Annotated in this window: 18 protein-coding genes and 1 tRNA gene; 12 read left to right on the top strand and 7 right to left on the bottom strand. The window is 65.7% G+C overall.

Translation table 11 applies throughout. From position 1 onward, the window contains the following. Nucleotides 1-219: 219 nt before the first annotated feature. The gene (locus VNN77_11525; GenBank protein ID HXG52021.1) at nucleotides 220-1266 is read right to left on the bottom strand and encodes a LysR family transcriptional regulator; all 1047 of its coding nucleotides are present in this window, start codon (nucleotides 1264-1266) and stop codon (nucleotides 220-222) included. A 198-nt stretch (nucleotides 1267-1464) separates the two neighbouring features. Between VNN77_11525 and VNN77_11520 the strand changes: the two genes are divergently transcribed. The 12 genes from VNN77_11520 to VNN77_11465 all read left to right on the top strand — a co-directional run bounded on the left by VNN77_11520 (nucleotide 1465) and on the right by VNN77_11465 (nucleotide 16219). Beyond that, nucleotides 1465-3444, top strand: coding sequence for a heterodisulfide reductase-related iron-sulfur binding cluster (locus tag VNN77_11520; GenBank protein ID HXG52020.1), 1980 nt, complete (start codon nucleotides 1465-1467; stop codon nucleotides 3442-3444). A 33-nt stretch (nucleotides 3445-3477) separates the two neighbouring features. Further along, the gene (tcuA, locus tag VNN77_11515) at nucleotides 3478-4971 is read left to right on the top strand and encodes an FAD-dependent tricarballylate dehydrogenase TcuA (GenBank protein ID HXG52019.1); all 1494 of its coding nucleotides are present in this window, start codon (nucleotides 3478-3480) and stop codon (nucleotides 4969-4971) included. 18 nt (nucleotides 4972-4989) lie between these two features. Then, nucleotides 4990-5754, top strand: coding sequence for an electron transfer flavoprotein subunit beta/FixA family protein (locus tag VNN77_11510; protein HXG52018.1), 765 nt, complete (start codon nucleotides 4990-4992; stop codon nucleotides 5752-5754). Further along, complete coding sequence (locus VNN77_11505) at nucleotides 5751-6743, top strand: electron transfer flavoprotein subunit alpha/FixB family protein (GenBank protein ID HXG52017.1); 993 nt, start codon at nucleotides 5751-5753, stop codon at nucleotides 6741-6743. Before VNN77_11510 ends, VNN77_11505 begins: the two co-directional genes overlap by 4 nt. Continuing rightward, nucleotides 6740-7774, top strand: a complete 1035-nt coding sequence (locus VNN77_11500; protein HXG52016.1) for an ABC transporter substrate-binding protein — start codon at nucleotides 6740-6742, stop codon at nucleotides 7772-7774. The genes VNN77_11505 and VNN77_11500 overlap by 4 nt, the downstream gene beginning before the upstream one ends. Nucleotides 7775-7838: 64 nt before the next feature. Continuing rightward, on the top strand, nucleotides 7839-8924 hold the full coding sequence (locus VNN77_11495) for an extracellular solute-binding protein (GenBank protein ID HXG52015.1): 1086 nt from the start codon (nucleotides 7839-7841) through the stop codon (nucleotides 8922-8924). 129 nt (nucleotides 8925-9053) lie between these two features. Continuing rightward, on the top strand, nucleotides 9054-10415 hold the full coding sequence (locus VNN77_11490) for an MmgE/PrpD family protein (protein ID HXG52014.1): 1362 nt from the start codon (nucleotides 9054-9056) through the stop codon (nucleotides 10413-10415). An 85-nt stretch (nucleotides 10416-10500) separates the two neighbouring features. Then, a complete protein-coding gene (locus tag VNN77_11485; GenBank protein ID HXG52013.1) occupies nucleotides 10501-11205 on the top strand; it encodes an aspartate/glutamate racemase family protein in 705 nt (234 codons plus the stop codon). A gap of 11 nt (nucleotides 11206-11216) precedes the next feature. After that, entirely contained in the window at nucleotides 11217-13367 is a 2151-nt protein-coding gene (locus VNN77_11480; GenBank protein ID HXG52012.1) for an acetate--CoA ligase family protein, read from the top strand. Nucleotides 13368-13468: 101 nt separating this feature from the next. Further along, nucleotides 13469-14488 (top strand): extracellular solute-binding protein, encoded by a 1020-nt coding sequence (locus tag VNN77_11475; protein ID HXG52011.1) that lies wholly within the window; start codon nucleotides 13469-13471, stop codon nucleotides 14486-14488. Between the two features lie 57 nt (nucleotides 14489-14545). Then, nucleotides 14546-15928: a CapA family protein gene (locus tag VNN77_11470; GenBank protein ID HXG52010.1), complete on the top strand. Its 1383-nt coding sequence runs from the start codon at nucleotides 14546-14548 to the stop codon at nucleotides 15926-15928. Between the two features lie 196 nt (nucleotides 15929-16124). Further along, a tRNA-Sec gene (locus tag VNN77_11465) sits at nucleotides 16125-16219 on the top strand. An 857-nt stretch (nucleotides 16220-17076) separates the two neighbouring features. On the opposite strand, the gene VNN77_11460 is transcribed toward VNN77_11465, so the two are convergent. The 6 genes from VNN77_11460 to VNN77_11435 form a co-directional block, all read right to left on the bottom strand. Then, nucleotides 17077-17832, bottom strand: coding sequence for a CoA-transferase (locus tag VNN77_11460; GenBank protein HXG52009.1), 756 nt, complete (start codon nucleotides 17830-17832; stop codon nucleotides 17077-17079). An 11-nt stretch (nucleotides 17833-17843) separates the two neighbouring features. Then, nucleotides 17844-18755 carry a CoA-transferase gene (locus VNN77_11455; protein HXG52008.1) on the bottom strand — a complete coding sequence of 304 codons (912 nt, stop codon included), beginning with the start codon at nucleotides 18753-18755 and terminating at the stop codon, nucleotides 17844-17846. A 124-nt stretch (nucleotides 18756-18879) separates the two neighbouring features. Then, nucleotides 18880-19200, bottom strand: a complete 321-nt coding sequence (locus tag VNN77_11450; GenBank protein HXG52007.1) for a hypothetical protein — start codon at nucleotides 19198-19200, stop codon at nucleotides 18880-18882. After that, on the bottom strand, nucleotides 19184-20614 hold the full coding sequence (locus tag VNN77_11445; GenBank protein ID HXG52006.1) for a UbiD family decarboxylase: 1431 nt from the start codon (nucleotides 20612-20614) through the stop codon (nucleotides 19184-19186). Before VNN77_11445 ends, VNN77_11450 begins: the two co-directional genes overlap by 17 nt. Next, nucleotides 20607-21947, bottom strand: coding sequence for an AMP-binding protein (locus VNN77_11440; protein HXG52005.1), 1341 nt, complete (start codon nucleotides 21945-21947; stop codon nucleotides 20607-20609). Before VNN77_11440 ends, VNN77_11445 begins: the two co-directional genes overlap by 8 nt. Nucleotides 21948-21987: 40 nt before the next feature. Further along, nucleotides 21988-23661: an FAD-binding protein gene (locus tag VNN77_11435; GenBank protein ID HXG52004.1), complete on the bottom strand. Its 1674-nt coding sequence runs from the start codon at nucleotides 23659-23661 to the stop codon at nucleotides 21988-21990. Nucleotides 23662-23668: the final 7 nt, after the last annotated feature.

Below are 23668 nucleotides of genomic sequence, written 5' to 3'. Positions count from 1 at the left end.
GCGAGACCGCCCCCTTCTATCACAGGAAAGTTGGCGCCGCCAATCCGCCGGCGCCTCCGGAAGCAAGCCATCGCCACGCGCTCGCTCCGGAGTGCAGCCGCTGCGGCTGCAAAGTGATCGGCTACCGTCGAGGCGGACGGTGTTTTCTACTGCTGCGCGCGCTGCGCCGCTCGACCGGGCATCCGCGAGCTGAGCGGCCGGGTGTAACGGTTCAACCCCTCACCATCGTCGCGACAGCGCCCGCAGCGCGGCACGCGCGACTTCGTGATCGGCGATCCCGTACGGTTGAGCCGCGACGGGCGGCGGCCCGTCACCGCGCTCGGCCGCTTTCAGCCCGGACGCCGCCCCGGCGACTTTGGACTGCGGCAACTCTTCGTGGTCCTTGCGTAGCAGAGCGAGGAATTCGCGGGCATGCGGCGACAGCGGTCTCTGCCTGTGGTAGACGATGAAGCTCTTGCCGATCAGGTTCAGTCCCGGCAGGTGAACTCTCCTGAACACCCCTTCCCTGATATCCGGCTCCACCGTGCTCTTGTACAGGATACCCAGCCCGAGCCTCCTTTTCACCGCCATCTTCACCGCTTCGGGCGACTCGCACCGGATGCCGATCTCACAGTTCAAGCCGGCCCTTCTGAGGCCCGCCAGGATCTGTTCGCTCGTCTCTTTTCCTCCTTTTCCCTCCCGCACGACGAGGGGCACACGGGCAAAATCCTTCAGGCTCGGCCGTCTTTTCCTCGCCAGCGGATGCCTGCTCGAAACGAAGGCGACGAACGGTTCTTCGAGGTAGGGCTCCGCCGCCAGCGACCTGGAGGAGGGAGGCTTGTTGACGACCGCCACGTCCACTTCCGCGTTTTCCACCTGCTTCTCGATGATGGTGCGATTGTTGGTCCTGAGGCTCACCTGGACGTGAGGCCGACGTTTCTTGAAGGCCGTGAGCCTTGAAAGCAAAAGCGCCAGCGAAGGGCTCTGACTGGCGCCGACCGTGAGCGACTCGGGCCTGCTTTGAGGTCCCGCGGCCAGAAGCCGTTCTTTGAGCCTCTCGTGCTGCCGCAAGGCGGCCCTCGCATAGTTGAGAAAGACCCGTCCGGCGGGCGTCAACTCCACGCCCCGGCCCCCCTTCTTGTAGAAATTCGCCCGGTAGCTCTCTTCCAGGCGCTTGAGCTGCTTGGTAACGGCAGGCTGGCTGATATGGAGCTCCTCCGCCGCCCGGCTGATGTTCCGGTGTCTCGCTACGGTCGTGAAAACCAGGAGATGGTCCAGGTCTACCACCGTTCTCCGTCCTTCCCCCGCGGCGGGAGGTTTCCGCGGCCCGAATATAGGCCGGCGCCGACCGGAAAACAACAGATGGGAGCCGGCCGGTTATAACGCAAGCGCTATAACAGCCATGAAAAAATACCATTAGACAGCCTTCCCCGCCCGCAGTAGATTATCCTGCGCCCGGGCATCCCCGCCCGCGGCTTGCTCGCCATGATCCCGACGCGCGAAGTGTACTGGAACGTCGGCAGGGCCTGGCCGATGTACGTTCTGCTGATTGCAGCGTTGCTCATCTGCGCGTGGGGCATTCGCCGCCGCTTCCGCCTCTGGCGACGGGGCAGACCCGAGGCGCGCTTCGATGCCGCCGGCGAGCGGCTGCAAGGATTGCTTCTCTACGGCTTCGGTCACGCGGCGCTCTTGCGCCGCCGCTATGCCGGCGTCTTCCACGCGCTTCTCTTCTTCGGGTTTTTCGTCCTGTTCATCGGCACCGTGGTCGTCATGGTCCACGAAGATCTGGGCTGGCGCATCATGCAGGGCCGTTTTTATCTCTACTTCCAGTCGCTCACCCTCGATTTGTTCGGAGCGCTGGCGATCGCCGGGTGCCTGATGGCCGTCTGCCGCCGTTACGTGGCGCGGCCCGCAAGTCTCGGCAGCACGTGGCAGGACGCCGTCATCCTGAGCGGGATCGTGCTGATCCTGCTGACCGGCTTTGCGGTCGAAGGCTTGCGCATCGTCGTGACGGGTGACCCCTGGGGAGACTGGTCTCCGGTCGGTCTGGCCACGGGCAGATTGCTCGCGGCTCTGCTGCCGGCCGGGGCGCTTCGCCCGCTGCACGGCTTCCTCTGGTGGTTCCATCTCGTGGCGGTGCTCGCGTTCATCGCGTGGCTTCCCTACTCGAAGCTGTTTCACGTCTTCGCTGCCGCGGCCAACATCTATCTGCGGTCGCTGGAGCCCAAAGGCGCCCGCCTCAAGACGATCGACATGGAGGCGCCGAGCTACGGCGTAAGCCGGCTGGATCAGTTCACCTGGAAGGACCTCCTCGATCTCGACGCCTGCACCGAATGCGGCCGCTGCCAGGACGCCTGCCCGGCCTATGCCACCGGCAAGCCGCTCTCGCCCAAGGCTATTGTCCTGGACCTGCGGCGCCACCTGCATGCGCCGGACTCCCGGCCGCCCGAAGAAGGAAACCCGACCCCTCTGGTCGGAGGCGCCGTCCGGGAGGAGACGCTGTGGTCCTGCACGACCTGTATGGCGTGCATGGAGCAGTGTCCGGTGTTCGTCGAGCACGTACCCAAGATCATCGACATGCGGCGCTATCTGGTCATGGAAGAAGGGCGGTTGCCGGGACCGATGGAGCAGGCGCTGCGCAGCCTGGAGTCGCGCGGCCACCCGTACGCGGGGCTTTCCGCATCCCGCCTGGAATGGTGCGAGGGGCTGGATCTGCGAGTCCTCTCGGAGGGCGATCGGGCCGAAACCCTCTACTGGGTCGGCTGCTCCGCGGCGATGAACGTGCGGCAGCAAAAGACTGCACGCGCCCTCGCCCGCCTGCTCCGCAGGGCCGGCGTCGATTTTGCGGTTCTCGGGGAGCGGGAGTCTTGCTCGGGCGATCCCGCCCGGCGCATCGGCAACGAATACCTGTTCCGGACCCTGGCCCAGCGGAACATCGAGATCCTCAAGTCCCACGGCGTCAAGCGGATCGTTACCGCCTGCCCGCATTGCTTCAACGCGCTGAAAAACGACTATCCGCGGCTCGGCGGCTCCTTCGAGGTCCGCCACCACAGCGAGATGCTGGCGGAGCTCCTCCGAGAGGGAAGGCTGCGCGCCCCGCAGAAGAGCGATGCGAAAGTCACCTACCACGACCCGTGTTATCTCGGCCGCTACAACGACATCTACGACGAGCCCCGCGCGGTGATCGAGACGATGTCCGCTTCGGGAATCGCCGAGATGGAGCAGCGGCGCGAGAGGAGTTTCTGCTGCGGCGCAGGGGGAGGCTTGATGTGGGCCGACGAAACCGGCGCACGGATCAACAACGAGCGGGCCGGTCAGGCCCTTCAGACCGGGGCCGGTATCGTCGGCGTGGCCTGCCCTTTCTGTATGACGATGCTCGAAGACGGGATCAAGGCCGCCGGGAACGCTCGCGACGTCAAGGTCGCCGACATCGCCGAGCTCCTGGAGGCGGCAAACCAGGCTTGACGGTCGGCAACAAAACGAGGGAGGAGAAGAGTCATGGCCGCGTTCGATTGCGATGTGATTGTCGTCGGACTGGGGAACGCCGCGCAGGCGGCGGCCGCGTCCGCTCACGAAGCGGGAGCCAGGGTGATCGTGCTGGAAAAAGCTCCAGAAAAAAAACGGGGGGGCAACACCTGGTTCAGCCACGGCGCCCAGTTCCGCCATTACCACAACGGGATTCCCGACGTAAAACCCCTGCTGCCGCACGTGCCGGAGAGCGAATGGGCGACCATCGACCTTCCTCCCTACACGAAAGATGATTTTTATTCCGACATCATGCGCGTCACGCGCGGCCGGGCGGTGCCGGAGCTCGCCGCGCTCCTGGTGAACGAGTCGTATCCCACGGTCAAGTGGATGCGGGAAACCGGCATCCAGTGGGAGATCCTGTACAGCGCCGCCAAGCCGGAGGGAGGGCGAAAGCGGTGGCACCACGGGAGCAGCTTCATTCATTCCAAGGACGGAGGCGCCGGGCTGGTGGATATGTGGTACCGGATCCTCCAGAGCAAGGGGATCGAGGTCCGCTACGAGCACGCGGCGGTCCGCCTCGTGACGGACGACAAGAACGCGGTCCGCGGCGTGGTGGCTCAAACTCCCGAAGGTCTCGTAGAGTTCCGCTGCAAGGGGGTGGTCCTCGCGTGCGGCGGTTTTCAGGCGAATCCCGCCCTGCGCGCCCAGTACCTGGGAAGCGGCTGGGATCTGGCGAAGCTGCGAGGAACGCGATACGACACCGGCGACGGCATCCAGATGGCGCTCGCCATCGGCGCCCAGCCTTTCGGCCACTGGAGCGGGAGCCACGCGACGCCGATCGACGCCGACGCCGGCGACTACGAGGGGGGCTTTCTCGATCCGGTCAACCGTCGCTATCGGACGCATCGCTACGGCTGGACCCTCGGCATCATGGTCAACAGCGAAGGGCGGCGCTTCGTCGACGAGGGAGAGGACTTCCACGCCTTCACCTACGCCAAGACGGGCGCGGAAATCCTCAAGCAGCCGGGCGGGATCGCGTACCAGATCTTCGACGAGAAGGTCAAGGAGCCTCTGGCGCGCCAGCTCTACGACGGCGCCACGCCGGTCATCGCCGACTCCATCCCGGAGCTCGCCGAGAAGCTCGAGATCGATCCGAACACGCTCGTCCAGACCGTCGAGGAATTCAACCGGGCCGTCATGGAGGACCGACCGTTCGACGAGGTGATCCGCGACGGGAAGGGAACTCGCGGCATCTATCCGCCCAAGAGCAACTGGGCGCAAAAGATCGACACACCGCCGTTCGTGGCCTATGCCGCCACGTGTGGCCTTACGTTCACCTTCGGCGGCTTGAAGATCGACACGCGCTGCCAGGTGCTGAACCGCCTCGACCGGCCCATCCCGGGTCTCTACGCGGCCGGCGAGCTGACCGCCGGCTTCTTCTACTACAATTACCCGAGCGGCGGCGGTCTCATGCGGGGAGCCGTGACCGGGCGCATCGCCGGGAGAAACGCGGCGGGCGACTGACCGTCCAGGAGTCGGAAAGTGAAGATCGTCGTCTGTTGCAAGGCGGTGCCCGGAGTGGTCACCGGGGTCGCGATCGAGCCCGGCGGAAAAGCACTGCGTTACGAGGGGCAGTTCCTGGCGATGAACGAGTGCGATGAATCCGCGCTCGAGGAAGCGCTCGCCCTCAAGCGAGCGCACGGCGGCGAGGTCACCGCCCTCACGATGGGGCCGATCACGGCTCTCGATGTCCAGTACGTGGCGCTCGCCAAGGGCGCCGACCGGGCCGTGCGCGTCGACGCCGTCGCTCACGACCCGCGGGGTACCGCCCGGGTTCTGGCCGCCGCGCTCGGGAAGCTCGACTATGACCTGATTCTTACCGGAGCCCAGTCGCGCGACACACTTGCCGGACAGGTCGGTATCGCCATCGCCCATCGGCTCGGCATCCCGTTCGCGTACGCCGTCGTGGACGTCGAGGTTACTGCCGGCGCCGTCCGGGTCCGCAAGGAGCTGGGCGGAGGCCGCTACGCGCGCGCGGAGCTTCCCCTCCCGGCGCTTCTCTGCGTGCAGACCGGCATTCAGCCGCTCACCTACGTTCCGCCCGCGAGGATGATGCGGGCGCGACAGCAGCCGGTCCGCTCGCTCTCCCTCGCCGACCTCGGCGTGGAGCCGGACGAGCTCGTGCCGCGTGGCTACCGCTTCGTGGAGGTTTTCCAGCCCCGGCGCACCTCTCGGGTCGAGCTGCTCGACGGAACCCCGGAAACGGTCGCGGCGGCGCTGCTGGCCAGGATCAAGGAGGCTTTGTGAGCGCGGGGCGCGATATCCTCGTCGTCGCGGAACACCGCGGCGGCCGGGCGGAAACGATCACTTATCAGATGCTCGCCAAAGGGCGATCGCTCGCCGACGGGCTCGGCGCGCGCCTTTCGCTTCTCGTCGCGGGGTGCGGGACGGGCCCGGTCGCCGAAGGGCTCAGTGACAAAGGCGCGGACGGAATCCTCGTGGTCGACGATCCGGCGTTGAAAGATGCGGGAGCCGAGCTCCACGCCCACGTGGTCTGCGAGGTCGCCGCGCGAACGCGCCCATGCCTGATCCTGATCGGCTACTCTCTGGCCGGCATGGAGCTGGCTCCCGCCGTGGCGGCCCGGCTCGGATCGACGGCGATGACGAACTGCATCGATCTGCAGCCGCGAGGCGGCTTCGTGACGGTCACCCGCCCGCTGTTCGACGGCACCTTCCACGCCGAGATCGCCCTGGAGGAAGGCGAGCTCTTCGTGGTGGCGCTCCAGAAAGCGCCGACGCCCCCGGTGCCGCCCCGCGCGCGCGTCGCGGAGATCGAGCGAGTCGAGATCGCCCTCGACGGCGTTCCCCGCGGCGGCAGGACGCTGGAAATCGTGGAGGAGCCGGCGGCCGAGGTGGACATTTCCCGCGCCGAGGTGATCGTTTCCGTGGGCCGGGGACTGGGTGGCAGGGAAAAAATCCCCATCATCGAAGAGCTCGCGGAGGCTCTGGGAGGAGTCATGGCCTGCTCCCGGCCTGTCGTCGACGTCGGCTGGCTCCCGCGTGACCGGCAGGTGGGCGCCTCCGGGAAAAGCGTGGCTCCGAAGGTCTACATCGCTTGCGGCATCTCGGGAGCGAGCCAGCATCTTTCGGGGATGATCGAGTCGGGGCGGATCATCGCCATCAACAAGGACGCGAACGCGCCCATCTTCCAGGTGGCTCACTACGGTGTCGTCGGCGATCTTCACGAGATCGTGCCTGCTCTCACGAAAGAAGCGAAGAAGGAGGCAAAGCGATGAAACGCACGCGAGGGAGGATCGGGTCGCTGGCTCTGGCGTTCTCCGTCTCCGGCGTTTTTTTCCTGGGGCGCGGCGAGCCGGGAGCGGCGGAGTCGGGCCTGACCCAGAGCTACTACGCGTCGAGCATCACCAGCGAGAGCGTCGCTGCGCTGTGGGTGGCGAAGGACAGGGACCTTTTCCGCAAATACGGCCTGGAGAGCCGGTTCATCCTGATGCCGCGCTCGGCGGTCACGGTGGCCGCCCTGCTCGCCCGGGAAATCGACGTGGCGATCATCGGTCCCGGCCACCTCCTCAACGCCGCTTCCGGTGCGGCCGACGTGGTGGGAATCGCCAACCTGGTTCAGCGCCTCAACTACAGGTTCGTCGGCCGGCCCGAGGTCCGCAAACCGGAGGACCTGCACGGCAAGCGTGTGGCGATCAGCGGCCCCGGATCCGTATCGCACGTGGTGGCCCTGCTGTCCCTTCGCAAGCTCGGCATCGACCCCAACCGCGCGAGAATCTCGTTCATCACCATCCCTGGAACCGAGATCAATCGCCGGGCGGCGCTCGAAACCAGGCAGGTGGACGCTTCGCCTCTGAACGGCTCGGTCGGGGACATGTACGCGGCCAAGGGCTACACGATGCTTCTCAACCTGAAGGGCTCCGGCCTGATCCTGTCGCAGACGGCGCTCGCGACGACCCGCCGAACCATCGCGACCAGGCGCCCGGTCGTGGAGGCCTATCTCAAGGGGCTCATCGAGGCGATCGCCTTCGTGCTCGATCCCGCGAACAAACCGGCTGTCCTCAAGATCATCGCGGCGAACCTGCGCCTCGACAGCGCCGCCGCCGCGGAGGAAGCGTATGCCGCGGTCGTGGAATCCTACGACCGCGTGCCTTACCCCAACGTGGACGGGATCAAGATCCTTCACGAGGTTCTCGCCTCGCTCAACCCCAAGCTCCAGACCGTCCGGCCGGAGTCGGTCCTGGATGCGAGCCTGGTGGCCGATCTCGAAAGGTCGGGATTCGTCGGCAGCGTCTCCAGGGGGCGGTAGGTCCGTGCAAGGGATCGAGTCGCAACATGCATGCGCTATCCGGCATCCAAGAAAGGAGGGGGCGGTGAAGCTTTTCCACAGGTTTTTTTTCCTCCTGCTGATGTCCGGCGCCGGAGTCCTCGCAGGCGCCGGAGCCACGCTCGCTCAGGAAGGTACGGCCGGCGAACGCCTCCGTCCCGTGCTGTCTCTGGCGGGACGCGAAAGAGAAAAGGCGCTGGTCGAAGGAGCGAAGAAAGAGGGGCAGCTCAATCTGTATTTCGTTCTCGCCGTCAGCGAGGGGCAGCCATTGGTGTCGGAGTTCCAGAAACAGTATCCATTTATAAAGGTCAACTACCTGAGGGCGGGGCGCGATGCGATCATGGTGAGGATCTTCACGGAGCTCCGAGCCAAGGCGCTGAAGGCCGATCTCATCGAGATATCGCCCGACGAGGCGTACGAGTTGCTGAACGCCGGCATCGTCGATCGCTATCTCTCTCCCTACGCCGCGGAGGTGAAAAAAGGCTACTACGACCCCAAGGGATACTGGACGTCCCTGACCTACAGCACCATGGCGCTGGGTTACAACACGAATCTGGTGAGCGCGCAGCAGGTCCCCAGGGGCTACGAGGATCTGTTGAATCCGAAGTGGAAAGGAAAGCTCATCCTGGATGTGGCGGCGACCGACTGGTTCGGGATGCTTGCCGAAGCCTGGGGAGAATCAAGAGCCGTCGAGTACGGCCGGAAGCTGGCAAAACAGGAGATTCATTTTCGCCGCGGCCACCGCCTTCAACTCCAGCTTTTGGCTGCCGGCGAGGTGGAGATCGCTCCAAAGGTTTACGGCGAGACCGGTTACGGCATGAAGGCGGCGGGGGCGCCTCTCGGCTTTGTGCTGCTGAAACCGCACATCATCAAACCGTATCCGATGATGTTGGCGAAAGCAGCCCCCAATCCTTTTTCAGCCGCCCTCTTTTACGACTGGGCCCTGTCCGAAAAAGGGCAGGCAGCGTTGCAGAAGTACGCGAGAGTATCGATTCTCGCGAACGCCAGACCCAAGTATCCGGAGCTGGCGGTCGAGAATCCCTCGGTAATGACCCCGGAAGCCTTCGGCCCCAAATACAAGCACTACATCAAGCTGTTCCGCGAGATCTTCGACGTCAAGATAGCCCACTAGGGTTCGTGTCAGGACTGCGGAAGGAGGCTGTGAAGAAAATGCTGCCCGCCGAAGCTCGAAGATGCACGGACGTGGGTTCCCGGAAGGAGTCGGAAAATCGGTTCGAGCGATGCGCGGAGGGAGGCGGTCGTGACGACCCTCGTTGAACACATCGCCGACTGGGTGGCGGATCTCGAGTACGAGGATCTGCCGCCTGCGGTCGCGACCAAGGCCAGGCACGTCCTGCTCGACACGCTCGGCTGCGCGCTCGGCGCGCTCGATGCAAAACCGGTGCGGCTGGCGCGGCGGGTGGCCCGGGAGCAGGGCGGGAATCCTCAGGCGACGCCCGTCGGAAGCTCATGGAAGACGTCGAGCGAGCAGGCGGCTTTCATCGACGGCCTGGCGCTGCGCTATCTCGACCTCAACGACTACACTGCGGCCGGCAGCCACCCGAGCATCAACGTTGCGCCGGCGCTCGCGGCCGCCGAGGCGCGGGGTCTCGGCGGCAAGGAGCTGCTCCTCGGATTGACTCTCGGCTACGAGCTTCAGCTCCGCCTGCGCGAGGCGACGGAGCGGGGCACGCAAAAGGGCTGGGACCATTCCACCGGAGTTCACTACTCGTCGGCCGCCGTCGCGGCGAAGCTTTTCGGCCTCCCGCCGCCCGGGATCGCGCACGCGCTGGCGATTGCCGGCGCCCATGCGAGCACGCTCGCGGAGGTGCGAAAGGGCAGGCTCTCCATGTGGAAGGCGGCGGCGGAAGCGATGGCGGCGCGAAACGGGACCTTTGCGGCGATCCTGGCGCGCGCCGGGTTCACGGGACCCTTGACGATCCTGGAAGGCGGCTCGGGATACGGCGCGGTCGTAACCGGTGCCCTCGACGCAGAGGTGCTGCGGCGGAAACCTCAGGATTATGCGATCCTCAAGAGCTGCGTCAAAGCCTGGCCCTGCGTCTTCGTCGCGCAGGCGCCGATCGCCGCCGCGCTGGCGATTCGAAGCCGGGAGAAGATCGACCCGGCCGAGATCGAGCGGATCGCGGTCTACCTCGGCAAGTTCGCCTACGAGCAGCAGAAGAGCTTTCTGCCGGCGGGACTCGCAACACGCGAGACCGCGGACCACAGCGTGCCCTATTGCGTTGCGCGGGCGCTTCTGGACGGCGAGGTGCGCGTGGATCATTTCGACGAAAAGGGCTTCACGGACCCACGCGCGCTGGCCCTCTTCGACAGGGTCTCGCTGGAGCTCGCGCCCGAGCTGCCGGACAGGATGGGAACGCGCGTGGAGGTTTCCCTGCGCAACGGCCGGCGGTTCGCCGAAGCGGTGCCCTGCCCTCCCGGCCATACCGACAATCCGATGAGCGAGGCCGACCTGCTGAAGAAGTTTTTCGGACTGGCGGAAGCGGTCCTCGGGAAGGAGCGGGCTGAAAAGGCCGCCGACGCGGTGCTCCATGTAGAAAAGCTCTCGAACCTGAGCGGGTTGCTCGAAAATCTCCGTTCGGCCGCGGACGAAAACGGCTGAAGGCCGCACGCGCCCGCGACCGGTGCGGCTTGCCGGGGGCGACGGATGAGCCCGAGCCCGGCGGAACCAAAAGGGGGAACGAACGATGAAGATCATGGTTGTCATGGGGCAGTATCCGCCCGAGGAGGCCGAGCGGCGGCGCCAGGCCGTGCTCAGATGCGCCTCGCCGGGCACGGAGATCGGCTTTAGCGTCGTCGACGCGACCTTCTTTCGCCGCTCCAACTCCGAGGCAAACGCCCTCGCGACGGCGCCGCTGGTGGCCGAGGCGGCCCGGAAGGCCGAAGCCGATGGATACGACGCGGTCGTCCCGTTCGGCACGCTCGATGTCGGCGTGGAGCTTTCGCGAAACCTCGTGGCGATCCCGGTGGTCGGCGCGGGCCAGTCGGTGCTCCATCTCGGCGCGCAGCTCAGCGACCGGCTGGGGGTGATCTCGTACGAGGAAAAAAGCATTCCCTTCATGCGCAAGCACATGAAGACGTGGGGGGTCGATCAGTACGTGGTCGCGATCCGGGCGATCAACGTGCCGCTCGCGGAAAGCACGAAACTGCGCGACGAGATCCGCAAGCGGTTCGTTGCCGCAGGCCGCGATCTCGTGGAGCGCGACGGCGCCGAGATCATCGTCGCCATGGGAGTGACGATGGTTCCGGTGCACTACTCCGCCGCGGAGATGGCGGCGGAGATCGGCGTCCCCGTGCTCGACGCGCTCGCCGCCAGCATCCATACCGCCGAGATGATGGTGCGCATGGGCGTCGCGCACAGCGTCAAGACCTATCCGCGCGTGCAAGCCTAGGAGACCGCCCGATGGAGAGCCCGGAGGCCGGGATCGTCTATCGCGACGTCGAGCCGTTGCTTCGGCCGCGATCGATCACGATCGTCGGCGCGTCCGGTCGGCCGGGCTCCTGGTCCGAGCGCATCTACCGCAATCTGCGCCGGTACGGCTTTCCCGGAGAAATCCATCTCGTCAACCCCCGCCATCGCGCGCTTTACGGCGAACCGTGCCACCCGTCGGTTCGGGAGGTTCCGGGCGTCGTCGATCAGCTCGTCGTCATCGTGCCCTCTCGCCACGTCCCCGCAATCATTGAAGAGGGCGGTTCCCGGGGCTGCCGATCGGCCGTCATCTTCAGCGGCGGATTCTCCGAAACCGGAGAGCGCAGCGGCATCGAGCTGGAGCAAGCTCTGCTCGAGGTCGCCGAGCGCCATGGCGTGCGCCTTTGCGGCCCGAATTGTCTCGGCAATATTTCGACGCGCGAGCGCGTGCTCACCTACGCGGAACAGGCGGTGGAGGACTATTCCCCGGGCGGTCTCGCCCTGGTCTCGCAAAGCAGCGGCCTCATGGGCGGCGTTGCACGCCACGCGGCGATGCGCGGTCTCGGGCTGAGCTACTCTATCGCCTCCGGTAGCGAAGCCAACACGGACGCCGCGGACTACCTCGACTTTCTGGTCGAAGACGAACATACCCGCGTGATCGTGCTCGTTTTGGAAGCGATTCGCCGGCCCGACGCCTTCGCCGCCGCCTGTAGAAAGGCGCTGGAGCGCAAAAAGCCGATCCTGGTGCTCAAGATCGGAAAATCCCGAAGGGGGCGCGATGCGATACTCACGCACACGGGCGCCCTGGCGGGATCGCACGATGCTTTTGTCGCGTTTTGCCGCAAGCACGGGCTGCTCGAGGTCCACGACCTCGAAGAGTGCGTGGATGCGGCCGAGCTGTTCCTGCGCTGTCCGCTGCCGAAAGCCCCCGGAGTCGCGGCGATAGCCCTGTCGGGCGGGGCGCGAAGCTACCTTTACGACCTCGGCGAAGAGCTCGACCTGGATTTTCCCGAGCCGGGCCCGGCGGCGCGAAAAGAGCTGGAAAAGCTCCTGGGGGTGGGCTCGGGGATCGGCAATCCCGTCGACCTCGGAGCCAGCGGAGCTTCGGACCCGGAGCAGCAGCTTCGCTGCGTCGAGCTGCTGGGTTCAGATCCTGCCGTCGGGCTGATCGCTTTCCAGGGCGAGCTGCCGCAAGGAGCGGAAACCTCGCCGCGAACCCTGGGTCTTCAGAAGATTGCGGCGCAGGTCTCCCGTTTGGGCAAACCGATCGTTTTCTTCTCGCGTTCCTGCTATCCGCTTTCGCCCGCGGCCGGCGAGCTCGGCGCCAGGTCCGGGGCGTCTTTTCTCCAGGGTATCCGCGCCTCCTTCCGCGCGATCAGTCACCTGATCGCCTATCACCGCGCGCTGGAGTCCCGTGCGGGCACTCGATGCGCCGCGCGGGAACCGGCGCAAACGTCCGTCTCCGCCGCCAGCACGCAGCTGTTTCTCTCCGACCTGGAGTCCTTCGCCCTGCTGGAGCGCGCTGGAATCGCGGTCGCCCGATACGAGATCTGCGACGGCAGGGAGGCCGCCCTGCGCGCCGCCGAGCGGATCGGCTACCCCGTCGCGTTGAAAGCGTCGCTTCCGGGGCTGGCGCACAAGAGTCGAACCGGCGCGGTGCGGCTCGGCATCGACGGCCCGCAGGAGGTTGCGGAAAGCTTCGATCTCATCCGCGACGCGACGTCGAAGCTCGCGCCGGCGCCGGCCCTCGTGCTGGTCCAGGAGATGGTCCGGGGAAAAGCCGAGCTTTATGTCGGCGGGCGGCGGGACCGGGAGTTCGGCCCGCTCGTCCTTTTCGGCTTCGGCGGTGTCTTCGTCGAAGACATTGCGCGCGTTTGCACGCGCCTCGCCCCGATCGACGCCTCCGAGGCGGAAGCGATGATCCGCGAAAGCGGCGTCGAGCGCGCCTTGCAGCGCCTGGGCCTCGCGGAACCCGCAACGCTTCGAGCCGTCGCCGACGCCATTGTCGGGATGTCGAGGCTCATCGCTTTGTCTGCCGATCTGGACACCGTGGAGATCAATCCGTTGCTCGTCACCGACGACCGGCGGACCTGTGTCGCCGTCGACGTTTTGTCGCTCAGGAGGAGGGACGTCCCGATGGCATGATCCTCACCGGTTCTGACCTCCGGTTCCGCGGGCGAGCCCGGACGACGAACGCGCTTGCAGCCAAGAAACCGGGATTTGGGCAACCGAAAGGAGAAGCTCCCATGAAAGCTCGAAACAGAATCGCTGCCTTCCTGCTTCAGGCCCTTTGCTGTTTCGCTCTCGCGATCTCCTCGCCCGAGGTGCGGGGAGCCGATGTCCTGGAGGCCGCGAAGAAGGAGGGCGAGGTCGTCTTCTACGCGTCGATGGAGGTGCAAAACTCCCAGGCGCTCGCCGGCGCCTTCGAGAGGAAATATCCCTTCATCAAGGTCACCGTGACGCGCATCGGCTCCGAGCGGATGGCCACCCGCATCGTCGCCGAGGCGCGCAGCGGAAAGGTCAGGGCCGACGTCATCCACCAGTCGGGCTTCGATTTTTACGGCGTGCTGCAGAAAGGCTTGCTGGAAGCCTACGATTCTCCGGAGCGGGCGTTCTTTCCTGCGGACCACAAGGACGAGCAGGGGTTGTGGACGGCGGACAGCAGCACGCTGAACGTCATCGCCTACAACACCCGCATGGTTCCCGCCGCGGAGGCGCCCAGGAGCTTTTGGGACCTGACTCAGCCCAGATGGAAAGGCCAGCTGCTGATGGACGAGAACGAAAGCAAGTGGATGGCCGGCGTTTTCCACCACTATGGCGAGGCCAAAGGCACCGAGCTCATGCGCAAGCTGGCGGCGCAGAATCTCCAGTTCCGCACCGGTCACTCCCTGATCGCCACTCTCGTCGCCGCGGGCGAACGGCCCGTCGGCGTCGTCGCCTTCGCAAACGGCGTCGAACGGTTGAAGAAGGAAGGCGCGCCGATCGAGTGGGTGGCGGCCGAGCCGCTGATCGGGCTCACCTTCGGCCTGGGTATTCTGAAGAACGCGCCGCACCCCAACGCGGCCAGGCTGTTCGTCGACTTCGTGCTCTCCCGGCCCGGGCAGGAGGTGATCGCGGCGGCCAACTACTACGTCGCGCGAAAGGATGTCCAGTCGCCGATCCTCAAGCGGGTGCCGGGGGCGAAAGTGATCCCCCTGCCGATGGAGATGGCGAAGAAGTACAACGACTACTTTCAGACGTACCGGCGACTGATGGGGCTGAAGTGAGGGCGGCGCGCCAAAGGCGCGCCCTGCGGTGCCGAGCGGCGTCCAGGGGAGGAAAAAATGATTTACGATTCGGAGAGCGGCGATTTCACCATTGCGCTGACCGGTGACAGCATGCTCACCCGGCGCCTGTCCGTGTTTCGCGAGCAAAGCTATCTCGCTCTCGCGAACCTTTTGCGCGCCGCCGACGCGGCCTTCACCAATCTCGAGACGACCGTCCGCAGGTGGGACGAAGGCGCTCCGGGGATAACGCAGGGAACTTTCATGACCACGGACCCTTGCCTGCTCGAGGAGCTGTCCTGGGCGGGGATCAAGATCGTCTCCTGCGCCAACAACCATGCTTTCGATTACGGCGAAGGCGGAGTCCTGGCGACCATCGACCATCTGGACCGGGCGGGACTGGCGCACGCGGGAAGCGGGAAGAATCTCGCGGAAGCCAGGGCGCCCGGTTACCTCGACACGCCGCGCGGGCGGCTCGGGCTGGTCGCCGCCACCGCAACGTTCAGGCCATGGAATCGCGCCGGCGAACAACGCCCCGACGTCAAAGGCCGCCCCGGGATCAACCCGCTCGGCTTTGAAACCGTTTATTCGGTCGACCCCTCGGCTTTCCGCGAGCTGCGCCGCATCTCGTCGGCCCTGGGGCTAGATGCGGGGAAGGAGAGAAACCGAAGGCACTTCTACAGCTCCAAGGAGATTCCGCAGGAAAAGGAAAACGACATCGATTTTCTCCGCCAGCGATTTGTTCTTTCGGACCGCTTTTCCGTGTCGACCCGGCTGAATCCGAGGGACCTCGAGGAGAACCTTCGATCGATCCGCGAGGCGCGGCGCCAGGCCGACTGGGTCCTTGCGAGCCTGCATTGCCACGAGTTCGGCGGCGAAAGCCTCCTCAAGGCGAGGCGGCGGAGCGAGCTCGAAGAGCCGGCGGACTTCGTCAAGACCTTCGCCCGCGAGGCTCTCGATGCCGGAGCCGACGTTTTCGTCGGCCACGGCTCTCATTTCCCTCTCGGCATCGAGATCTACAAAGGCAAGCCGATTTTCTACAGCCTGGGGAACTTTATCTTTCAGAACGAGACGGTCCCTTTCTTCCCGGCCGAAGCCTACGAACGTTTCGACCTCGACAGCAAGGCGACGCCGGCCGACTTCCTGGACGTGCGCACCGACGGAGACAGGAAAGGCCACCCGAGCGAGCCCGCCTATTGGGAAAACGTCGTGGCCGTGTGCGATTTCGCGGGGAAAAAACTTCGCGAGGTCAGGCTCTACCCGATCGATCAGGGCCATGGGAGGCCGCGCCCTCAACGAGGAAGGCCGGTTATGGCCTCTGCGGAGGTCGGCGCCCGAATTCTCGATCGCCTGCGCCGCCTTTGCCGCCTCCACGGCACCGAGTTGACGATCAGGGACGGAGTCGGCGTGATCCGGCCGGAGAGCTCCACGAGCGAAAGATAGTGCGCGGCTCGCCGCCCCTTGCGCCTTCTTTACCCCGGTTCGTGGCCGTGCTAACGATTTAACTCTACGACGCGGGTGCCGTAAACTGCGACCGCGTTTCTGGAGGGCATGCGCGTTCGGCGTTCGTGGACGCTGAGCGCCCTGGTCTTCCCCGCCGCATCCCGCGGCACAACGCGTCACGGTTCCGGCTCGATGCGGAGAAGGAAGGTGCCCGGTGGCGCCGCTGGTCTTCAAAACCAGTCTGGGAGCCGTAAGGTTCCCGGAGGGTTCGACTCCCTCCCTTCTCCGCCACCTCATTCGCCTGATTCAGAAAGACACCGGCGCAAGCCCGGCCTGATTTCCGGCCAGGACCGCGAAAAGCTGGGCCAAGGCTCATTTCGATTTCTTCCAGCGAACCTCCATCCTCTGGCTCGTTCTTGACCGCTTTTTCAAACCCGGGACCTCCACCCGGCAGCGCCGAAAAAGAATCGCCGACCTTCGTTCATTTCTTGCGCAGAGTTTCGATTTCGAGAACCACCCGCGGTCTCGAAACGTGGCGTGTAAACCCCCGCCTCGCTCTCCAGCCCGCGCTCGGAAAAAACAACCCCGCTGCTCTTCCACGTTTCGAGAATTCTCGAAACATGGAAGTGGCTAATCAAGCCAAAGTTTTCCTGCTTGCCCTCGGCCGACCAGGCCGAAGGAGGATCAGGCTGCTGCTGCTGATTGCGGGGGAGAACTAGGTGGCGGTTCTCTTGTTAACGTTTCCGGGCAACAACTTGACCGCTCTGCCGGAGACAGGTATGCGCGCAGGCACGAGCGGTCCTACGGGGCGGCCTTCGCTGCTCGACGCAAGACGCCGACGGTCCCAGGCAACTCGTCAGGTGTTCTCCCTTTGGCGGTTCGCTTCGCCGGCCTCGCTCCAACAAACGTGGTCTTCTCGAAACGGCGGTTTGTGGCGCTCCGGTTTTTCCGGAGAGCCGACGCCCGCGTCAAGGGAGCCTGCCGAGGCGCTCGGTCACGTTTCCGGCGATTTTACCCGGCGCTGACAGGCCGATTGGAGTCCCGGAGCTAGTTTCGTTCGCCGGTTCCCGCAGCCCCATGCGCCTGGACGAGAAGCACGTGCTTGACGCTGAAGGCGCCGAACGGGATCCCTGCTGCAAGTCCCGGCATCACCGGGTCCAGACGCCCTGAGGGTCGTATTTTCTCACCGCGGCGAGCTCATCCGCCGAGGGCGGCCGGGTTTCCCCGGCGTCGGCGGCTACCTTGAGCTCCCAGCCGGTTTCCTGCCGGATCTTTTCGACCGAAACGCCCGGGTGATACGAGTCGAGAACCATCTCGCGGGTTTCGGGATCGAAGGAAAAAATTCCGAGGCTCGTGATCACCCGCGCCGGGCCCCTGCCTTTGAGCTTTTTCATCTCGCGCCAGCCTTTTCCCTCGCCATGCCCGGGCGACGTGATGAAGCGCGCCTTTTCCGGAAAGCGCCGCCGCTCGTGGTTCATGATCACGACGCAGCGGCCGGCCAGGCTCGCGATGTCCGCCGCTCCGCCGCTCCCGGGAAGCCGCACGCGGCGGCCGCCTTCCTCGACCCAGTGCGTGTTCAGGTTCCCGTAGCGGTCGATCTCCGCCCCGCCGATGAAGCCGAGCTCGACGCGGCCGCTCTGCAGAAGCGCCATCACGTCCAGCAGGCCGCAGCAGCAAAGCGCGCGGCTTACGTTCGGCGGGTCGCTCATGGTGAAGATCGGCGCCAGCGCCGGCCAGTCGCGAATGACGCCGTTCTCGAAAAGGCCGATCGCGTTGGGCGCGTGGAGCTCCTTGGCGACGGCGAAGCCCAGGAGCGGAAGCCTCATGCCGACGAACACCCGCTCGCCGTCGCGGATCTCGCGCGCCGCGGCCGCCACCATCAGCTCCTTGAGCGTATAGTCCATGCTGCAATCCCCTAGACGCTGAAACTGACGGCGGGCGAGCAAAGCTCTTTTCCCGGGATGAGCTTCTCGCGCCGTTCGCGGCCGAGAAGCTCCAGGTAGCCCCGGTGGTCGCGCGCGCCGAAGACCCACTTTTCGAGCCATTCCTCGAATCCTTCGCGGCTGCGGGTCCGGCGATGGTATTCGAAGTAAAACTCGTCGTCGCGCCGCGCGTAGCCCTGCGTGGGCGAAGGATGCGAGCCCAGGGGCGCCAGCACCACGTGAGAAACGAGAAACCCGGGAACCAGCGTGCGGTTGGGGTCGGCGAGAATCATCTCGTGGTCGACGATCTCCTCGCAGGTCAGGATCACCCGCTTGGCCGCGTGGGCCGCTTCGCGCACCACACCGAGATTGCCCCAGAAGTGAGCGTTGCCGTCGCTGTCGGCGCGCTGGACGTGGAGGATCGCCACGTCCGGCGCGATCGCCCGCACCGCGAGCAGCGTTTCGCCGGTGAACGGGCAGGTGACCCGCTGAAAATGCGGCTGCAGGCTGAAGTCGCTTCCGAGCGCCGTGCGCGTGGGCAGATAGGGCAGCCCCATCGCCGCCGCCTGGAGGCCGAGGCCGATCGTGAAGTTCGAATGTTCCTCGATCTCGATCGCCCGAGGGATCCCCTCTTCTACTGCGCGGCGGAAGTTATGCCCCAATCCGGCGGCCACGTTCCCTACCCACGCGGCGACGATTTTCTTCGCGCAGCCCGCGCCGACGAGCTGGTCGAACTGGATGTCGGAGATCGGGGCAACCAGCGTCAGATCGCGCTTCTTCTGCCGGATAATCTCGTAACCGGCGGCAAAAGGGATCACGGACTCGAGCCCGCATCCCATGACAACTGTCGCGCCGTCCCGAACGCCGTCGCGAATCGCTTCCTCGAGGCTGCAGACTTTGCTCATGCCGATGTCTTTCTCTCCGGATTGCTCGTTCCGCCCGCTTGCAGTTTTTTTGCTGAAACCCTTGAACCTTGGAACTCTCGAGCCGCCGCGAAGCGACCGCCGCTTCGCGGCAGGGCTTGAACAGTCACTTTTCGGCCGCGGCCTTGAGCGCCTCGTAGAAATCGTGGTACGGCCGGCCGGGCAGCTCGATCGGCAGCTCGCGGAGGATCTCGATACGCCAGCTTTCCGGCAGCTCGACGCCGACGACGGTGCGCACCCGGAGCCGGTCCTTGAAGCCCGCGCCTGCGCCTTCGCGCGCGACGACGGCGACCACGTGGCGCATGCTATACTTCGTTCTTCCCGGCGTGAGGTCGCGCAGCACCATCGGCGTCGCCTCTCCTTCTTTCAGGTCGCCGGGGCGGCGCACGAAGGTTTCCCATACCCGCTCTTCACTCTTTGAAGCCATACGATTTCCACCTTGCGAGCACTTTTTCCCGGATCGAGCGGGGAAAGATGGTCTCGAAGGTCGCCTTGACCGGAATCTCCCACTCGGCCGACCACTCGCCCGGCCACGTGCAATCGTAGAGCACCGTGGCTCCCTTCTGCGCCGCCCGCTCCCCCTGGCTGTAACAGGGCGTCAGCGTGTTGGCCCGGCCCTCGTAGTGCACGACGTGGATCCCGTGGGCGGGATGGCATTTCGTGGAAAAGGCGTGCAGCACCTGCCCGATGTCGTAGACGTCGACGTCGGCTTCTACCAGAAAAATCTTCGAGATCAGCGCCCGGCGCGAGGTGAGGATCTCGAGGATCTCCCGCGCCACCTGTTTGCCGCCGTGCCGGACGGCGATGACCGCGGCGTGGACCGCCCCCTCGCGCGGGATGTTGACGGCGAGAACCGGCAGTCCGTGACGTTCGAGCCTCCGCTTGATCGCCACCGCTCCCGTGAGCGCGGTAATGGTGGAGCTGTCGTCCCGGTAACCGGTCGCGTCCACGGTGAGGACGGGATTTTCGCGGCGCGTGATTGCGTTCACGCGACAGAGAACTCCGTTTCCCATCTCGCCGGTCCGATAGCCCGGATACTCGCCGTAGGGCCCTTCCAGCCCGACGTAATCCGGCAGCGCCTCGCACTCGATAACGATTTCCGCGTTGGCCGGGACCAGGAGATCGCTGGTCTCGCAGCGCACCAGCTCCACAGGGGCGCCGCGCAGCCCGCCTGCGAGCGCCGCCTCTTCCCCTCCGATGTGATAGGTGGCGGACGCAGTGAAGTGCGATATCGGATCCGCGCCGATCACGAGCGCCACCGGCATCGGCTTGTTGCGCGCGACGTAATGGTCCTGGAACACCTTGCCGAAGTGGCTGGTCGGCCTGGGGAAGCCGCTGAGGTGGCGCGAATCGTAAACCATGAAGCGATACATCCCCCAGTTCACCCATTTCGTCTCGGGATCGTAGGAGACCACGATATCCCAGGTGCCCAGGTACCGGCCGCCGTCGCCGTCGTGGAGCATCGGCGCGGGAAGATCGTAAACGTCGGCGTCGTCCGCGAGCTTCACGTTCTCCTTGCATGGGCCGTCTTTGACCGTGCGGGGCGGGATGGGGCTCCCCTCGCGCTTCTCGTACTCGGAGTGGATTTCCTCGAGGGTGGCATCCGGCCGCAGGCCGAAGGCCACGGCGACCCTGCGCCACGTCGCCATCGGATTGGCGAGTGCGGTCATCGCCGGCGGATAGTCGGCGATCCGCTTGAACCAGAGCGCCGGGCCGTCCTTTTCGCACGCGAGCCGGCTCACGGCGCCGAGCTCGAGATCCCAGTGGACCTCTTTGTCGATCTCGAGGAGATCTCCGCTCGCGCGCAGGGCTTCGATGAAGTCTCGGGTGTCGTTAAACATCCTCGCTTCCTCTCCGATCCCAGACGCGCTTCACCTTGACCCGGCCCTCCACCTCGAGGGCGCGGCCGAGCGCACCCGGCGCCAGCAGCTCCGCGTCGATCGAAAGACCGATCGCCACCTTCAGTGCCCGCTCGAGCCGTTCGCGAAGCGAGTCGTCCCCGCCCGCGTTCGAGCGCCGCTCCGCCTGCACCAGCACGCGGTCCTGTCCGCCCGCCCGGTCGAGGACCAGGCGATACTCCCGCGTGAGCTCCGGAAACCCTTCCAGCACCGCTTCCACCGCCGACGGATAGAACGGCACCCCGCGCACCTTCAGCATCTCGCTCGTGCGTCCCTTGATCTTCGCCAGCCGGCGAAAGCTCCTCCCGCACCGGCACGGCGCGTCGATCATGGAGCTCACGTCCTCGAGGTTGTAGCGAATCACGGGAGCCGCCTCTTTGAACAGGCTCGTCACCACGACCACTCCTTCTTCCCCTGCACCGACCGGCGCCAGCGTGTCACGGTCGAGGACCTCGAAGAGGTAGGCGTCCTCGTTGACGTGGTAGCCGTCGCGCTCCTCGCATTCGAACGTCGGCGCTCCGGTCTCCACGCTGCCGAAGTTGTCGTAGGCCCTCACGCCCCAGCGCGCTTCGATCGACCTCCGCGCCGCCTCGCTCATCGGCTCGGCCGTGTGGACGGCGATGCGCAGCTTGAAATCGCGTCGCAGGTCCATTCCCGCCCGTTCGGCAACGTCGGCGAGGTGCAGGACGTACGACGGCGTGCCGGCCACCACCGCGGCTCCCCATTCCGAGAGCAGTCTTACCTGCCGCTCGCTGGGCGTGACCGCGCCGCTGCCCGCCGGGACAACCACGGCGCCGAGCTTCATGGCGCCCTCGGTGCAGGTGAAGCCCGCGATGAACAACGAATAGGTGAACGCCACCTGGAGAACGTCGCCCGGCCGGACTCCCTGCGCGTACAGACGGCGCGACCAGAGATTGGCGATCGCCTCCCAGTCGCGACGCGTGTGGAAAAAGGGCTTGGGATTTCCCGAGCTGCCGGAGCTTGCCTGGACCCGGACGGCAGGAAAGTCCCCCTGGTAACTGCCGAACGGCGGATGGTCTCGCAAGTCGGCCTCGAAATCGCTCTTGCCGACGACGGGGAGCCTCGCAAGATCGCCCATGGTGCGAACGGAGCCGGCATCGAGCCCCGCTTCCTGCCAGCGCTTGCGGTAGAAAGGGACGTGCTCCCAGGCGCGCCGGTAAAGCGCGACGAGCCTTTCCTCCTGCCACCGCCGGATCTCGGCCCGCGTCGCCCGCTCGACGGCCGCGCTTTCGGGCGCTGGGAGACAATGGGTCATGGTCGGGGTCCCGTCGCCGGCAGCTTAGCCGAAAGAGGTCCTACGGGGAAGCCTCCCTCGGCGGCGGTACCAGGGGAGTGGCGATCGGCTCGGTCGACACCTCGGCTTCGCCGCCGCGCCGGCGCAACAGCACCCAGCGGAGCCAGTTGCGGTCGTCGCGTTTCGGGAAGTCTTCCCGGATATGGCTGAGGCGGCTTTCCTGCCGGGCGCGCGAGGCGATGAAGATGAGCTTTGCCGCCTCCACCATCGCCTCGGTCTCGCGCAGCCGCACGAAGCCGTGCGTGTGGCCCGCTTTGGTCGCGGCCAGCTTCTCCTCGATACCCGCCAGAGCCCCGACCGCTTCGGACAAGCGCTCCTCGGTTTTCAGGATCGACAGATCGTAACGGAAGATCAGCTTTTGCAGCTCGAACAACAGCTCGTCTTCCGCCCGGTCATGGCCCTCGCCGAAGCCCCTCCGGATCTTGTCCTTCAGCGACGCCGCCCCGGCCTCGCTGACCGCAGGCGCCTGCACCTCCCTCGCCAGAGCCGCCGCGCTTCGGCCGGCGATCCAGCCGGTCCCGTTGCACGCGCCGATGTGAAAGCCCGCAAAGTGGGTCGCGCAGCTCGCCTGCGCCAGCCCCGCGGCGAACAATCCCGGCAGGCTCGCGCGGCATCCCGAGTCCGTTTTGATCGCCATCTTGGTCATTTGATAAAAGGGATAGTATTCGGTTCGCCCGAACATGTCGATCCGGGCTCTCTCCCCGAGCTTCTTGTAGAAATAGTCCATCCAGGCGACCGTGCTGTGCAGGTAGTCTTCCCGTTTCTCCTCGGGCACGAGCGACATGTCGAGGTAGAGCGGCGCCTTTCCCGCCCGCTTCTCCATCACCATCGCTTTGCTGATGAGCTGCACGTCCGCCTGATCGGCCCAGTCCGGCTCGTATTTTTCCATGAACGGCTCGCCCGCCGCGTTGACGAACTTCGCGCCGTCCTGGATCGCGAAGGTGATGCCTTCGAAATAGAACTTGGGCGTGGCCGGGCGGAGATAACCGAACTCGGCGTTCGTGATCGCCGCCCCCGCGCGATAGGCGAGAACCGGGCCGGTTCCGGTGAGGTCCCGCACGAAGCCGGCGCGAAAGGTAACGCTGTTGGTGGCGAGAACCGTCGCTTTCGCGCGCAGAACGCAGAATTCCCCGCTCCGCCCGTCGATTCCGGCGGCGCCCGCGATCCAGCCGTGATCGTCCTGGAGCAGATCGGTAACGAAGATCCTCTCGACGATGCGGATCCCCTCGCTCTCCAGCGCCTTGCGCAGGACCCAGCAGAATTCCAGGCCGCCGCCGACGGGCTTGAGCACTTTCGTGACGCGCAGGCCGCGCGTCGGTCGCCGCACGAACTGCCCGCCCTCCCGCGCGAACCGAAGCCCCATCCTTTCGAGATCCAGCACCTGCCCGTACGACAGGGAAAGGACCTCCCGGATCAGCTCCTGCTCCGCGATCCATTCGTTCCCCTCGACGATGTCGCGGACGCACGCGTCGAGATCGTCCTCCGGCGAGACCATCACCATCCAGGCGTTCGAGAAAGCGGTGTGTCCGGTCCGCCCTACCATGTGGGCGTCGACGAGCGTGATTCGTCCCTCGGGAAAATGGCGCTTGGCGCTCAAGGCCGCCCAGAGGCCTCCCGCGCCGCCTCCGACGACGAGAACATCCGAGTCGATCAATCGACCGATCTTTTCCAGCATCGCAACA

The organism is Candidatus Zixiibacteriota bacterium (assembly GCA_035574315.1).
Classification (GTDB): Bacteria; Desulfobacterota; Binatia; order UBA9968; family UBA9968; genus DATLYW01.
Note: the sequence above shows the minus strand (reverse complement) of the source record. Positions and strands in the feature narration are given on the sequence as shown.

What these genes read in the sequence shown, in the direction of transcription:
- VNN77_11520 (HXG52020.1), top strand. Translation starts at nt 1,465, where the DNA reads ATGATCCCGACGCGCGAAGTGTACTGGAACGTCGGCAGGGCCTGGCCG.
- tcuA (HXG52019.1), top strand. Translation starts at nt 3,478, where the DNA reads ATGGCCGCGTTCGATTGCGATGTGATTGTCGTCGGACTGGGGAACGCC.
- VNN77_11500 (HXG52016.1), top strand. Translation starts at nt 6,740, where the DNA reads ATGAAACGCACGCGAGGGAGGATCGGGTCGCTGGCTCTGGCGTTCTCC.
- VNN77_11485 (HXG52013.1), top strand. Translation starts at nt 10,501, where the DNA reads ATGAAGATCATGGTTGTCATGGGGCAGTATCCGCCCGAGGAGGCCGAG.
- VNN77_11480 (HXG52012.1), top strand. Translation starts at nt 11,217, where the DNA reads ATGGAGAGCCCGGAGGCCGGGATCGTCTATCGCGACGTCGAGCCGTTG.
- VNN77_11475 (HXG52011.1), top strand. Translation starts at nt 13,469, where the DNA reads ATGAAAGCTCGAAACAGAATCGCTGCCTTCCTGCTTCAGGCCCTTTGC.
- VNN77_11470 (HXG52010.1), top strand. Translation starts at nt 14,546, where the DNA reads ATGATTTACGATTCGGAGAGCGGCGATTTCACCATTGCGCTGACCGGT.
- VNN77_11460 (HXG52009.1), bottom strand. Translation starts at nt 17,832, where the DNA reads ATGGACTATACGCTCAAGGAGCTGATGGTGGCGGCCGCGGCGCGCGAG.
- VNN77_11455 (HXG52008.1), bottom strand. Translation starts at nt 18,755, where the DNA reads ATGAGCAAAGTCTGCAGCCTCGAGGAAGCGATTCGCGACGGCGTTCGG.
- VNN77_11450 (HXG52007.1), bottom strand. Translation starts at nt 19,200, where the DNA reads ATGGCTTCAAAGAGTGAAGAGCGGGTATGGGAAACCTTCGTGCGCCGC.
- VNN77_11445 (HXG52006.1), bottom strand. Translation starts at nt 20,614, where the DNA reads ATGTTTAACGACACCCGAGACTTCATCGAAGCCCTGCGCGCGAGCGGA.
- VNN77_11440 (HXG52005.1), bottom strand. Translation starts at nt 21,947, where the DNA reads ATGACCCATTGTCTCCCAGCGCCCGAAAGCGCGGCCGTCGAGCGGGCG.
- VNN77_11435 (HXG52004.1), bottom strand. Translation starts at nt 23,661, where the DNA reads ATGCTGGAAAAGATCGGTCGATTGATCGACTCGGATGTTCTCGTCGTC.